We start from the raw sequence: 13872 nt of genomic DNA on the forward strand, positions 1-13872 counted from the left end.
TCCAATCAATGCGTTTCCGCTTTCCCTTCCGGCTTCTGGCAGCAGCGCTCCTTGCAGCGCTGCTGTCGGTCGTCGTGTCCGGAGAAGCCGTTCACGCACAGACGATCGACAATATTGCCCATACAAAATGGGTGTTTGGCGGCGATACCTACGAAACAACATCCAATACGGTATCGGTCGATGTGGACCGATCAAAACCGGTTATCACCGTTTACCGGCCGACCACGGGATCGGGTACCGGCATATCCTATCGCGCACCACGCTGCGATACCGCATCGATCGCATCGGCCAAGGTTGCACAGCAAGCTGGCAATACCGATGCCGAGCTGATTTCCGCCATCGTCGAGACTTCCGACAAGGTTTCTCCCGGCGGCTCCATTCTTTTCGACGTGCTGGTTCCGGTGGCGAATATCGATCCGAGGGTAGTGGATTCGGTAGATGTCCAGGTAATCAGCAGTGCCGGGGACAGCGAACGCCTGACCATTTTCGAGACCGGCGAAAATACGGGCCATTTCATCGGCCGCATCCTCACACACCATGTTCCCCCTGCCCCGTCGGCCACGGACTGCCGGCTGGGGGTGAAGGATGGCGGGACGGTGGAAATCGAGATCCATGCGCCGGGGAGCGCGGTCATCGTTGCAACGGCGACGGTTGACGTGCTGGCCGACCCTTTCGGCGTAGTGTTCGACAGCGAGACCGGCGAAGAGATCAGCGGCGCACGCGTTACGCTGATCGATGCGGCGACCGGCCAGCCCGCCACGGTCTTCGCCGAGGATGGGATAACCCGCTGGCCTTCTACCGTTATCAGCGGGCAGGCGATTACGGATGCGGCGGGCAATACATATCAGATTGGCCCCGGCGAATACTGGTTCCCCCTCACCGCGCTGGGAAGCTATCGCGTCCTGGTCGAGCCACCAGACATGTATACCGCCCCCTCGGTTGCGACCCCGGCGCAGCTTCGACAGCTTGTGCGCGAGGATGGCAGCACCTTCGTCATAGTCGATGGCTCCTTCGGGGACAGGTTCGTCCTCGTCGACCAGGTTCCCCGCCGTATCGACATTCCGCTCGATTGGTCTGGCGGCGCGGTGATGGTCGCGAAAACAGCGTCGCGCGACCGCGCCGAACCGGGCGATGCTATCTTCTATGCGATCACCGTGCAGAACCCCGACGCTTCACGCGTGAAGCGCAATGTCGTGCTTGTCGACACCCCGTCACGCTGGTTGCGGTTCCGCCGCGATTCGGTGCGGGTCGACGGCGAGAGTGTCGAGGACGCAGCGCAGTTCTCGGCAGATGGGAGCGAGTTACGGATCGAACTGGGCGACATCGCCGGCGGTGCTACGCGCCGCGTTACCTATGCCATGACCGTGCGCCCCGATGCGCCGCCGGGCGATGCCGAAAATCGCGCTGTGGCGATCGACTCGCTCGGGCGGGAAATCATTGCCGGCACCAGTGTCGAAATCGAACGCGAGGCAATTGCCAGCCGGATGACCATCATCGGGCGCGTGACTGCAGACGATTGTTCGCTCATCGCCTCTCGGCGCGGCATTCCGGGCGTGCGCGTCATGCTCGAAGACGGCAGCTTTGCAATGACCGACAGCGAGGGCCGCTATCACTTCGAAGGGGTCGTGCCGGGCACGCACGTGGTCCAGGCTTCCCGCATGACGCTGCCCGAAGGCGGCGAATTCGTGAATTGTCATCGCGACACGCGCAACGCGGGCAGCGCAACGTCGCGCTTCGCCATTGGACAGGGCGGATCGCTTGTCGTCGCAGATTTCCATGCGCGTCTGCCTGAAAACACCCTCCCTTCGAATGTCGAGACGGTCGTCGAGACAGGCCAGGGCAAAGCGGGCGCGGAGCGCGAAGGCGACGCCGTGCCTGAAGCAAACGGCCCGGCGACCGACTGGATCGCCCTGGGCGATGGCCCCGATGGCTGGCTGACCCCCGAAATCGGTCACAATCCACGTGCCCCGGCTATTCGCGTCGCAATCCGGCACCGCAAGGGACAGAAAATCGCGCTTCGTGTCGACGGCCAGCCTGTAAGCGGCCTCAACTTCGAAGGCACCCGCGAGGCAGAGGCCGGCAAATACGCTGTGAGCCAGTGGCGCGGCATTCCGCTGAAGCACGAACGCACGATGCTGAGCGCAGACATCATAAACAGCTTCGGCGAAATCAACGAGACGATCGAGCGCGAGGTCTTCTTCACCACCGCTCCCGCGAAAGTCGAACTGGTACCCGAGCTGTCGAACCTTGTGGCTGACGGTCGTACACGGCCCGTGGTTGCCGTGCGTGTGCTCGATCGCAACAACCGGCCTTTGCGCGAAGGCGTGGCCGGCGAGTTTACGCTCAGCGCCCCCTATCAGAGCGCCGAACAGATCGAACGCCAGCAGCTCGATCAACTGACCGGCCTCGAAGCGAGCTCGGCCCGCTGGGTCGTCGGCGGCACCGACGGGATTGCGCTGATCGAACTTGCCCCGACGATGGTGAGCGGCTCGGTCCGGCTCGACTTCCGGTTCGACGATGGCGAAATCGTACGTGAACAGGAACTCGAGACATGGATCGTGCCCGGCGACATCGAATGGACGGTGATCGGTCTCGCCGAAGGGTCTGTGGGCGCCCGGACCGTTGCCGAGAATATGGAACGCGCCGGCCGCTTCGACAGCGATCTTGGGGACGAAGCACGCGTGGCGCTCTATGCCAAGGGCCGTGTGCTCGGGAAATATCTCGTCACCCTCGCCTATGACAGCGCGAAACAGGCCGAAGACCAGCGTGTGCTCGGTACGCTTGATCCGGACGCTTATTACACGGTGTTCGGCGATGCTTCGACCCGCCGCTTCGATGCGGCATCGCGTGAGAAGCTCTATCTGCGGGTGGAGACGGCCACGTTTTATGCGCTTTACGGCGATTTCGAAACCGGCTTCGACCAGACCCGTCTTGCCCGGTACAACCGCACCGCAACCGGCGTGAAGGCGGAGGCGCGCCTGGGCCAGTTCCGCGCGCAGGGTTTCGCAGCAGAAATCGCCACCCGCTTCCGCCGGGACGAGATCCAGGGACAGGGCATTACCGGCCCCTACCGCCTCTCAAGCCGCGGCCTGATTGCCAACAGCGAAAAGGTTGTGCTCGAAGTGCGTGACAGGTTTCGTTCTGAACTGATTGTTTCTTCTAAGGAACTGGTCCGCTTCATCGATTACGACATTGATCGCCTATCCGGAACGATCACGTTCAAGGAACCCGTTCTCAGCCGGGACTTCGACCTCAATCCGCAATTCGTGGTGGTGGATTACGAGATCGACGGGTTCTCCGATGGTGAACTCAATGCAGGCCTTCGGACCGATTGGACTGCGCCAAGCGGCGCCGTGCGCATCGGTGCGACTGCCGTGACGGACAAGGGTGACGGATCGCGAACCGACATGGGTGCCGTCGATCTGCGTGCCAGGTTCGGCGACAGCACGGAACTGCGTGCGGAAGTCGCTGCGAGCCGCCGCGATGGAGCGACTTCTACCGGCTGGCTGGTCGAAGCACAGTACCAGACCGGATCGGTCGACGTGATCGCCTATGCCCGCTCGCTCGACGCAGAATATGGAGTAGGCCAGCAGAATGGCGCCGAGCAGGGTCGGCGCAAGTTCGGCACCGATGCGCGGATCAAGCTGGGCGAAAACCTCTCGATCCTTGGCAGCCTGTGGCAGGATGACAGCCTCACCGATGACGGCCGCCGCCGGGCAGCGCAGATCCAGCTGGGCTATGCGACGCAGACGAGCGACCTGCGTTTGGGCATCGCGCACTTCGCCGATCGCCTAGCCGATGGCACACGCAATGATTCAACCGTTCTGGAAGGGGGCGTTACCCAGCGCCTGCTCGACAACCGGCTCGAGCTGAGTGCATCCACCAGCATCGCTCTGGACAGTGCGGAATCAATCGATTTACCGGCGCGGCATCGGATTGGTGCCCGATATGCGCTGACAGAGAATGTCCGCATTGTCGGTCTTTACGAGTTGGCGGACGGTGCCGAGATCGACGCGCGCACTATAAAGGGCGGGCTCGAGGTCACCCCATGGGAAGGCGCGAAGGCCGTCACCTCGCTGGGCCGGCAGGACATTGGCGAATATGGCAATCGCAGCTTTGCCGCCTTCGGACTGGCACAGTCGCTTCAGGTAACGCCTGCCCTGACGATCGATGCCACGATCGACGGCAATCGCACGCTAGGCGGCAGCAACACGGTTTCCGACGTCGTCAATCCGGCTCAGCCCGTGGCTAGCGGGGGGCAACTGGGTCAGGACGGCACGCTGTTCGAAGACTTCAACGCGGTCACCCTTGGCATGGCGTGGCGCAAGGATCGGTGGAGCGCCACGGGGCGCGCCGAATATCGCGATGGCGAATTCGCCGATCGCAAGGGCCTGACCCTCGGTGCGATCCGCCAACTGGGCGAAGGCAGCATCGTCGGATCGGGCTTTACCTGGACGGAAACGAAAGCCGACAATGGAGCTGCAACCCAAATCATGGACGCGGCGATTGCCATCGCGCACCGTCCCGCCGAATCCGCCTTCGCCTTGCTCGGAAAACTGGAATTTCGTAGCGATGAAGTCACCGATGCCGTGGCCGGTGAAGCAGGCGCTGCAGGCAATACGGCATTGCTGGTGGACGGCGATGCCAAGTCCAGCCGCCTGATCGCCAGCCTTTCGACCAATTGGTCGCCACAGGGACGGGATGCGGGCGGCCAGATGGTCCGTCGCCACGAATTCGGCATTTTCATCGGCGCACGGTACAATTTCGATCAATTCGAAGGTTACGACTATGTCGGCACCACCCTGCTGGGCGGCCTCGATGCAAAGTTCGGCCTTGGCGAGCGTTTCGAAATCGGCGCGCGAGGCACGGTTCGCAAAGGTCTGGAGGACGGCCTTACGAGCTATGCCATCGGTCCGAACGTCGGGTTCAGTCCAGCGGACAACGCTCTGATAACGGTGGGTTACAATTTCGCAGGTTTTCGCGACGAGGATTTCTCCGCGGCGCGCGAAACCGATGAGGGATTATACGCCTCGATCCGGATCAAGTTCGATGCCGATACCTTCTCCTTCCTCGGCCTGGGCCGATAGGTGGCGAGACGATGGGTTACCATGATCTAAACCGGCCCTTAACCATGTTTGCGTATGCCGGTAGCATGATGAAGGGGATCGCTTCAGGCAGTTGGCGGAGGATGGCGGCCCATTTCGTCCGCCTGCTGATATTCACCGTCCTGACGGCGGTTGCCGTGCCCGCCGGTGCGCAGTCGACATCGACTTTCTCCAATACCACCAGCGGTACGATCAGCGGAACGACCGTCTGCACCACCCCGCTGGTTCGCACCTTTGCCGTGGGCAGCACTTTCACGGTGGCCGACGTGAACATCGGCATATTGGCCACGCATAGCTGGCGCGGCGATCTGCAGTTCACGCTTCAATCCCCGACGGGGACGCGCGTGCAACTGACCAATGGCGACACGCAAAGCATCAGCGGCGACAACTTCAACGTGCTGCTCGACGATGCGGCAACGCAATTGGTCAACACGGACGGGGCAAACCGCAACCATTCGACAAGCGCGCCGCCCTATCAGAACACCTATCAGCCCCGCAGCCTGCTTTCCGCCTTCGACGGCGAAACATCCATCGGTACGTGGCGACTGGAAATATGCGATCTCTATCCTGCAGCCGATAACGGACAGTTCGTGCGGGCCGATCTCTATTTGAGGTCGGCGCCTGCGAATTACGCCGATCTGTCGCTGACGAAGGTTCTCATCGGCAACCCGCCGGCCAATGGCGGCCAGGCGATATATCGCCTCACGGTCAGCAATGCATCGAACTCGCCTTCTTCCGCATCGGGTATCGCGGTGAGGGATACGTTTCCCGGCCAGTTTACTTTCTCGTCCGCCTCTGGCGCCGGCAGTTTCAACGCCGGAACGAGGGTCTGGTCCGTACCGACACTCGCGCCGGGGGCCAGCGCGACGATCGATATCAAGGGAACGATTTCGGCCAATGCCGGGACCACGATCACCAGTAGCGCCGAAATCATTTCCAGCAGCATCATCGATAGCGATTCCACGCCCGACAACGGCATAACGACGGAAGACGATTTCGCAACGGCGACGTTCACCGTCGTCGCAGGACGCGCGGCTGGAATCGTACCGGCAGTAAACTGCCCTAACGGCTCCACGCTGTTCGACTGGGATTCGCCCGCCATCAGCTGGGCAGCCGGATCGACCAGCAATACCTACGCGCTGGGGGCGTTCGGCAACATCGCTTTCAACCTCAGCAATGATGGTGCTTACCTTAACAACGCCACTTTCGGTGGTCAGTCACCCACGCTGCAAAGCGCGTTCACGGGGGGACTTTCACCAGCCCAGCGGAGCCTAGCGGTCGTATCCGACCAGTCGAGCCGTAACGGTGCAGTCACCATCACTGTCACATTGCCGCGCGCATTCGACGGCGTCCAGTTCACGATTTTCGATGTCGACTATGCCGCGAACCAGTTCACCGACAGGGTGGTTGTGACCGGTACCAATGGCGGCGCTTCGGTGACGCCGACGCTCAGCAACGGCAATGCCAATTACGTGACCGGGAATACGGCGATCGGCGACGGCGCATCGGACAATGATTCTTCGGCTGGCAATCTGGTCGTCACCTTCACCACAAAGATCGACACGATCGTCATCACTTATGGCAACCATACCAACGCCCCGGCCAATCCCGGCCAGCAGGGCATAGCCTTGCACGATATCAATTTCTGCCGCCCCTATACCACTCTCGCCGTCACCAAGGTCAGTTCGGTCATTTCCGACCCGGTCAACGGGACATCCAATCCGAAGGCTATCCCGGGCGCGCTGATCGAATACCTTATCACCGTCAGCAATACGGGCAGCGATAACACCGACAGTAATACGGTGATCATCACGGACGACGCGCCCGCCGACGCGAAGATGTGTCTCGCGAATCTCGCTGGTCCGGGAAGCGGTCCGGTACTTTTTTCAGGTGGCAGCCCGGCATCGGGCCTTGGCTACAGCTTTGTCGCGCTGGGAAATGCGACCGACAATCTGCAATTCTCCGCCGATGGCGGGACGACGTGGAATTACACGCCCACTCCCGATGCCGACGGATGTGATCCGGCAGTGTCCGATTTTCGCGTCAGACCCACCGGCGTCCTGATCGCGGGGCGCGCCGACACGGTCAGGGCACGTTTCATGGTGAAATAGCCAATCGCACCAGAACCCTTTTGGTGATACACCCGGATCACTGAAAATAATCATGTTTCCTACACGAACCTATATGGTTATTTGAAGCGCTTCTTTGGTAATGGAGGCAAACATGGTTTTCGAAACAGTTATCGGACCACTCGCAGCGATCATCGACAAAGTGATCCCCGACAAACAAGCTCGCGAAAAGGCGAAACTCGAACTGCTCGCGCTGCAGGGAACCCAGGAACTGCGTCAGATCGAAGCACGGCTTTCGGCAATAGTCGCCGAAGCGCGCAGTGCCGATGGGTGGACCAGCCGCGCACGGCCGAGCTTTCTTTATGTCATGTATGCGCTGATCCTTTTCAGCCTGCCGATGGGAATAATTGCCGCTTTCGATCCGACCACCGCCCGCGCCATCGCCAAAGGCATGACTGGCTATCTCGCCGCTTTGCCGGAATCCCTATACGCGCTCTTCGGTACGGGGTACCTCGGCTACACTGCCGCTCGGCAAATGGGGCAAAGCGAAGGGTACCGACGCTTGAGGTCCTGCCGATTGCCGCTAAACCCGCGGCATGACCGATATTGTCTTCGTCCTCAATGGCCCCAATCTCAACCTGCTCGGCACGCGTGAGCCAGAGATTTACGGTTCGACCACCCTGGCCGATATCGCCGCAATGCTGAAACAGAAGGCGGGCGAGATCGGCCTCGTCGTCGACTTCCGTCAGACCAATCATGAAGGCGTACTGGTCGACTGGCTGCACGAGGCGCACACCGCGGGCGCCAAGGCGGTGTTGCTGAACGCCGCTGCCTATACCCACACGTCGATAGCCCTGCTCGATGCGATCAAGGCCATCGACGTGCCGGTAATCGAAGTTCACCTGTCCGACCCGGCGACACGCGAAGGGTTTCGGCACCTTTCCTATGTCGGCATGGCGGCGGTGGACGAAGTGAAAGGCATGGGCGCAAACGGCTATGCCGTAGCGTTGGAGAAGGCAGCAGCCCTGTAAAAGCGTCGCTGCCCCCTTGCCCTATCTGCGCGGCACGAGCATAGGCGGGCCAAACAACACTCAAGGGGTTCCATGGCCGACCATAAGGGCAGCGCCGGCAAGTCCGGCATGAACGTCGATACCGCTCTCGTTCGCGAACTGGCAGAGATGCTGGGCGACACCGGGCTCACCGAAATCGAAGTGGAAGACGGAGAGCGCAAGATCCGCGTTTCGCGCGGCGGCGGCGTTCCAATGGCAGCGCCGATGCAGATGGCCGCGCCCGCTCCTGCTGCAGCGGCACCTGCCGCCGCCGCGCCTTCGCCCGAAGCGCCCGCTGCCGACTTTGCCGGCGCGATCAAATCGCCCATGGTCGGGACCGTCTATCTCGCTGCCGAACCGGGCGCACCCGACTTCGTCAAAGTCGGTGACAGCGTGAAGGAAGGGCAGACCCTCCTCATCGTAGAAGCGATGAAGGTCATGAATCCGATCACCGCCGACAAGGCCGGGACCGTCAAGGCGATCCACGTCGAGAACGCTCAGCCGGTCGAATTCGACCAGCCGCTCGTCAGCATCGGCTGAGGTCGCCCGTGAGCATTTCCCGTATCCTGATCGCCAACCGGGGCGAAATCGCGCTGCGCATTCACCGCGCGGCTCATGAAATGGGTATCGAAACCGTCGCGGTGCACTCCACTGCCGACGCCGATGCCATGCATGTCCGTCTGGCCGATCATGCCGTGTGCATCGGCCCCCCGGCCGCGACCGACAGCTATCTCAACATCGCCAACATCATTTCGGCCGCCGAAGTCAGCCATGCCGATGCGATCCATCCCGGCTATGGCTTCCTGTCCGAAAACGCGAAGTTTGCCGAGATCGTCGAAGCGCACGACATCGCGTGGATCGGCCCCAAGCCCGAGCATATCCGCACCATGGGCGACAAGGTCGCAGCTAAGAAAACGGCCGGCGCCCTTGGCCTGCCGCTCGTGCCCGGATCCGACGGCGCGGTCGAAACGGTTGAGGAAGCGCGCGAGATCGCGGCGGAAATCGGCTATCCCGTGATCATCAAGGCCGCCAGCGGCGGCGGCGGCCGCGGCATGAAGGTCTGCGAAAGCGAAGACCAGCTCGAAACCCTGATGAAGCAGGCCGGAAGCGAAGCGAAAGCCGCGTTCGGGGATGCCACCGTTTATATCGAGAAATATCTCGGCGATCCGCGCCACATCGAATTCCAGGTCTTCGGCGACGGCAATGGCAATGCCATCCATCTGGGCGAACGCGACTGTTCGCTCCAGCGGCGCCACCAGAAGGTCCTCGAAGAGGCGCCCTCGCCCGTCCTTTCGACCGAAGAGCGCGACCGCATGGGCGAAATCTGCGCCCAGGCCATGCGCGACATGGCTTACCGCGGTGCCGGCACGATCGAGTTCCTCTGGGAAAACGGCGAGTTCTATTTCATCGAGATGAACACCCGCCTCCAGGTCGAACACCCGGTGACCGAAATGATCACCGGTATCGATCTGGTGCGCGAACAGATCCGTATCGCATCGGGCAAGGAACTGTCCTGCCGACAGGATCAGATCGAGTTCAAGGGCCATGCGATCGAATGCCGCATCAACGCGGAAGATCCCTTCACCTTCGCGCCCAGCCCCGGCAAGGTCACCTATTATCACGCCGCGGGCGGCATGCATGTGCGCGTCGATAGCGGGCTCTACGCAGGCTATTCGATCCCGCCTTATTACGACAGCATGATCGCCAAGCTGATCGTCTATGGTCGCGACCGCGAACGCTGCATGATGCGCCTCAAGCGCGCATTGGAAGAAATGGTTGTCGAGGGTGTCAAAACCAGCATCCCCTTGCACCAGGAGCTCTTGCAGCAGGACGATGTGAAAACCGGCCAGTATTCGATCAAATGGCTCGAAGAATGGCTCAAGACGCGAGATATATAGGCGCCTCGCCCGCCATTGCTGAAAAATATAAGGCTAAGGCAGTGCAAACTGCGCGGGCCGACCATTCGGGATATGGTCGCTAAGCAGTCCGGTTGACATCGGGAAGACTCACGATGAGTATTTCCCGATGCTCACCCTTTTTATGACGCTCGCCTTTGCTGCATCCGAGCCTGTTCCGTCCGATTGCAGTCTAGATTACGATCGCGAGGCGGAGCTTGCGCGTGATGTCGTTGCCTTCGATCAAACCGAAGGCCAAGGCTGGCGCCCACTTTACGATGCCGAATGCTATATAGATGCCGCAGAGTTGCTGCGTGACTGGCAATCGCAGCATGAAGATGATCTCGATCCGACCGATCCGCGCGACCGTAGCCTCGCCAAAATTCTGCTGTGGCACGAAGCGCAGATGTGGGCCTTCGGTCACCGAAACGATTTGGCGCTGCCGATCTTCGAGAAGATTGACCGCGAAGGTCGGGCTGCCTCGGGAAATGCGTGGAACCTCTACGTCGATGGCACGCTGGCTTTCCTGAACCGCGACAAAGCTGCCCTTGAAGCAGCGATTACGGGTTTGGCGAAAGAGCCCAAGCCGGCAGGATGGGACGATGCAGTTGGAGCTGATGGCCAGCCCATCTCCCTGCCATGGCCGCAAAATCTAGATGTCCTAGAAGGTCTGCTGCGCTGTTGGGATAAATCTTACGCAGTTGCCTATCTTTGCCGGGACATTCCGGCGCGGACTTGACAGGTACTGCCGTATATCGCGGCGCTAGATACGATCCCCGCTAATCGAAGTTGAACCCAGCCGCCCTGGCTTCGGCAATCACCTCTGCGCCCGTCCGGCGCGGATGGTCGCCTTCGATCCTGCACCAATCCGCCCGTTCGTCCACGAAGATCTCCTTCTCGATCCCGTGGGTGGCGGCGGCATCGAATAGCCCGGCGGAAAAGCTGCGATTACCGGTCGGCAGGAAGCGAAACCATAGATTGCTGCCGCATTTCGAACAGAACGCCCGCTCTGCCCATTCACTCGAACGAAACTCGGTAATCTCGTTTGCGCCTGTTACCTGCGGGTTGTCCCCGCTTTGCGCGCTGTAGAATGCGCCGCCCCATCGGCGGCACATGCCGCACTGGCAAATTTCGACCTGCTGCACCGGATTGTCGAGCGTGATCGTCACCGCGCCGCACAGGCAGTGGCCCTCGATCGACGCAGCCCCGGTCACAGCGGGACGCCGGGCTCGTGCTTGCTGGTCCGGATGGTGAGCGAGGTTTTCACGCTTTCCACATTGGGCGCAGGCGTCAGCTTGCTGGTCAGGAATTCCTGGAAGCTCTGCAAATCGCGGCTGACGATCTTGATGATGAAATCGATTTCGCCGTTGAGCATATGCACTTCGCGCACTTCGGGCAGGTCGCGCATCGCCATTTCGAATTCACGCAGCGAATCTTCCGCCTGACTCTTCAGACTCACCATGGCGAAAACCGTGATGGAAAAACCGAGCTTCGAGGGATCGAGTTCGGCGTGATAGCCCCGGATTACCCCGTCCTCTTCGAGAGCGCGCACACGGCGCAGGCAGGGCGGCGCGGTCAGTCCGACGCGATGGGCGAGTTCTACATTGGTGATTCTCCCTTCATTCTGGAGTTCACCGAGCAATCGCCGGTCGATTTCGTCGAGATTGGCCATATAATACGTTCCTGCTACCCTAGCGCCACCGGCGGGGCATCGCGAAACTTCCACGAAATGTTGACAACGCGATGCAGCCGTCTTGGCTAACATTATTATCTTTGCCAGCAATTGTCTCGCTTTGCAACGCGCAGGCAACTTTCCGTTCAGCGTAAGTTTTGCACGGTTAGAACCTGCACTGAGCGACGGTTTACGTATCGCAAACTATTGCCTGTCACCGGAGTATCGATGCATTTTGACGACCGCCTTGCTACTGTGCTGCGCCACCGCGCCGCCAGTGCGCGCGCGGCAAAGACACAGTTCCGCCAGCTGCTCGACCTGCTTGGCGAACGTCCGCAGGCGGGCGACCCGGCTCTGAAAGCGGCCGCCTATCTGCGCCTGATCGCGCTGGCGGAAATGATTCCCACTCCCGAACGCGCAGCCATCGTCGGTGAAAACGGCTGGCGCTTCCGCAATCCTGAACTGGTGCGCTGGTTTGGCGAAGCACACCCCTCGATTGCCGGGGCGGCACTGTACCGCGCGCAGCTAACCGGGGAGGAATGGGCCGAACTGATCCCACGCCTTCCGATCAGGGCGCGCGGCTTCCTGCGCCATCGCCGGGATCTGCCCGATGGTGCTGTGCGTGTGCTCGACCGGCTGGGCGTATCTGACCGCGCCCTGCCGCAGCCCATTGCCGCGCCGCCTGTTCAACCTGCCGGGGATCTCCCGGCAGAAGCGGTTGATTTCGACGATGTCGAACCCCTCGTGCTTCCGCAAAGTCGGGAAGAGGCCGCACCTGCAAGCGACGTCGAACCGGATCCGCCGATAGCCGAGCCGGAACAGCCCACGCCCATTCCCACACCGGCAGAACCATCAGCCCGGCCCGAGCCTGTCGCCGCGCCTTCTGCCCCCCGTCCTGCTGCCGAACCTTCGGGCAGATCGGACGGCATTCGCGCCTTGGTGGAGCGGATCGAGACCTTCCGCAAGGCGCGCAGCCCGCAATCGCGGGATGGCGATGCTCCCACCCTCCCGCTTGCCGGTCTGGAGGATACGCAGCCGCGCAGACAGCTCGACGCTTTCAGCTTCGGGACGAATTCCGAAGGCAGGATCGACTGGGCCGAACCGGAAATTGCGCCCATGGTCGTCGGGCTCGATCTGTCGCAGCGCCGCGACGGAGACGCGGCTTCGGACGATTTCGCTGCGGCGTTCGCCAACCGCCAGCCGGTTCACGAACTTGCCATCGCGCTTCGCGGCGCCGACGCTATCGAAGGCGACTGGATCGTCGACGCCGCCCCCCGCTTCACCCGCGGCGACGGGCGCTTCTACGGCTATGTTGGCCGCTTCCGCCGCGCAGTCGCACCCGTCGACGACCGGGCCCAGCGCAGCGCGGATCGCCTGCGCCAGCTGCTCCACGAACTGCGCACCCCGGTAAATGCGATGCAGGGCTATGCGGAAGTGATCCAGCAGCAGGTCTTCGGCCCAACCCCGCACGAATATCGCGCGCTTGCCGCATCCATCGCCGGTGACAGCGCGCGCATTCTTGCCGGTTTCGACGAGCTCGACCGGCTGGCGCGGCTGGAGACAGGCGCGCTGGATCTTGAATCGGGCGAAAGCGATTTTGCCGCGATCGCGCGCGCGCAGATCGGCCAGCTCCAGACGGTACTCGGCCCTCGTGTGGCGCGCTTCGATGCCAGGTTGACCGACATGCCCGCCCGGCTCGCCCTGGCCCAGAACGAAGCGGAAATGCTCGGCTGGCGCGTACTCGCGACCCTGGCGGGCGCCACGGGCGCTGGCGAAAACGTCGCCCTGTCGCTGGATCTCGATGGCGACCAGGTTGCCCTGCGTGCGCAGCTTCCGTCCAAGCTGATGCAGGCCGACAATATCTTCGCGTCGGAAGTCAGGGCCGGTGGCGGCACGCTCAGCTCCGGTATCTTCGGGGCCGGCTTCTCTCTCCGCCTTGCCCGGGCAGAAGCGCGCGCCGCAGGCGGCGAACTGGCACGCGCAGGCGATTCGCTCGTCCTTACCCTCCCTCTCTTGACCGTCAGCGATGCCCTGCCTAGCCCTGCCGATGCGCCCGATCGCGCGGCCGGTTAGGAAACCTAA

Annotated in this window: 10 protein-coding genes; 8 read left to right on the forward strand and 2 right to left on the reverse strand. The window is 61.8% G+C overall.

Translation table 11 applies throughout. The annotated features are described in order from the left end of the window. The first annotated feature begins 8 nt into the window (after positions 1-8). The 7 genes from AC13F2_RS15410 to AC13F2_RS15440 all read left to right on the forward strand — a co-directional run bounded on the left by AC13F2_RS15410 (position 9) and on the right by AC13F2_RS15440 (position 10857). On the forward strand, positions 9-5087 hold the full coding sequence (locus tag AC13F2_RS15410; protein ID WP_482965726.1) for a hypothetical protein: 5079 nt from the start codon (positions 9-11) through the stop codon (positions 5085-5087). 101 nt (positions 5088-5188) lie between these two features. After that, entirely contained in the window at positions 5189-7216 is a 2028-nt protein-coding gene (locus tag AC13F2_RS15415; protein WP_482965727.1) for a proprotein convertase P-domain-containing protein, read from the forward strand. 112 nt (positions 7217-7328) lie between these two features. Next, positions 7329-7829 carry a holin family protein gene (locus AC13F2_RS15420; protein ID WP_482965728.1) on the forward strand — a complete coding sequence of 167 codons (501 nt, stop codon included), beginning with the start codon at positions 7329-7331 and terminating at the stop codon, positions 7827-7829. Beyond that, positions 7771-8205: a type II 3-dehydroquinate dehydratase gene (locus tag AC13F2_RS15425; protein WP_482965729.1), complete on the forward strand. Its 435-nt coding sequence runs from the start codon at positions 7771-7773 to the stop codon at positions 8203-8205. Before AC13F2_RS15420 ends, AC13F2_RS15425 begins: the two co-directional genes overlap by 59 nt. A 72-nt stretch (positions 8206-8277) precedes the next feature. Then, positions 8278-8763: an acetyl-CoA carboxylase biotin carboxyl carrier protein gene (accB, locus tag AC13F2_RS15430; protein ID WP_103025161.1), complete on the forward strand. Its 486-nt coding sequence runs from the start codon at positions 8278-8280 to the stop codon at positions 8761-8763. An 8-nt stretch (positions 8764-8771) separates the two neighbouring features. Beyond that, positions 8772-10121: an acetyl-CoA carboxylase biotin carboxylase subunit gene (gene accC, locus AC13F2_RS15435; protein ID WP_196845843.1), complete on the forward strand. Its 1350-nt coding sequence runs from the start codon at positions 8772-8774 to the stop codon at positions 10119-10121. Between the two features lie 127 nt (positions 10122-10248). Beyond that, positions 10249-10857: a hypothetical protein gene (locus tag AC13F2_RS15440; RefSeq protein ID WP_482965730.1), complete on the forward strand. Its 609-nt coding sequence runs from the start codon at positions 10249-10251 to the stop codon at positions 10855-10857. A 40-nt stretch (positions 10858-10897) separates the two neighbouring features. Here AC13F2_RS15440 and AC13F2_RS15445 read toward each other — a convergent pair whose 3' ends face one another. Both AC13F2_RS15445 and AC13F2_RS15450 read right to left on the reverse strand, forming a co-directional pair. Beyond that, a complete protein-coding gene (locus tag AC13F2_RS15445) occupies positions 10898-11332 on the reverse strand; it encodes a GFA family protein (RefSeq protein ID WP_482965731.1) in 435 nt (144 codons plus the stop codon). Continuing rightward, a complete protein-coding gene (locus AC13F2_RS15450; protein ID WP_103025164.1) occupies positions 11329-11790 on the reverse strand; it encodes an Lrp/AsnC family transcriptional regulator in 462 nt (153 codons plus the stop codon). The genes AC13F2_RS15445 and AC13F2_RS15450 overlap by 4 nt, the downstream gene beginning before the upstream one ends. A gap of 228 nt (positions 11791-12018) precedes the next feature. Here AC13F2_RS15450 and AC13F2_RS15455 point away from each other — a divergent pair, with 228 nt between their 5' ends. After that, positions 12019-13863 (forward strand): sensor histidine kinase, encoded by a 1845-nt coding sequence (locus AC13F2_RS15455; RefSeq protein ID WP_482965732.1) that lies wholly within the window; start codon positions 12019-12021, stop codon positions 13861-13863. Positions 13864-13872 lie beyond the last annotated feature (9 nt).

The organism is Qipengyuania sp. L-5Y (assembly GCF_056859455.1).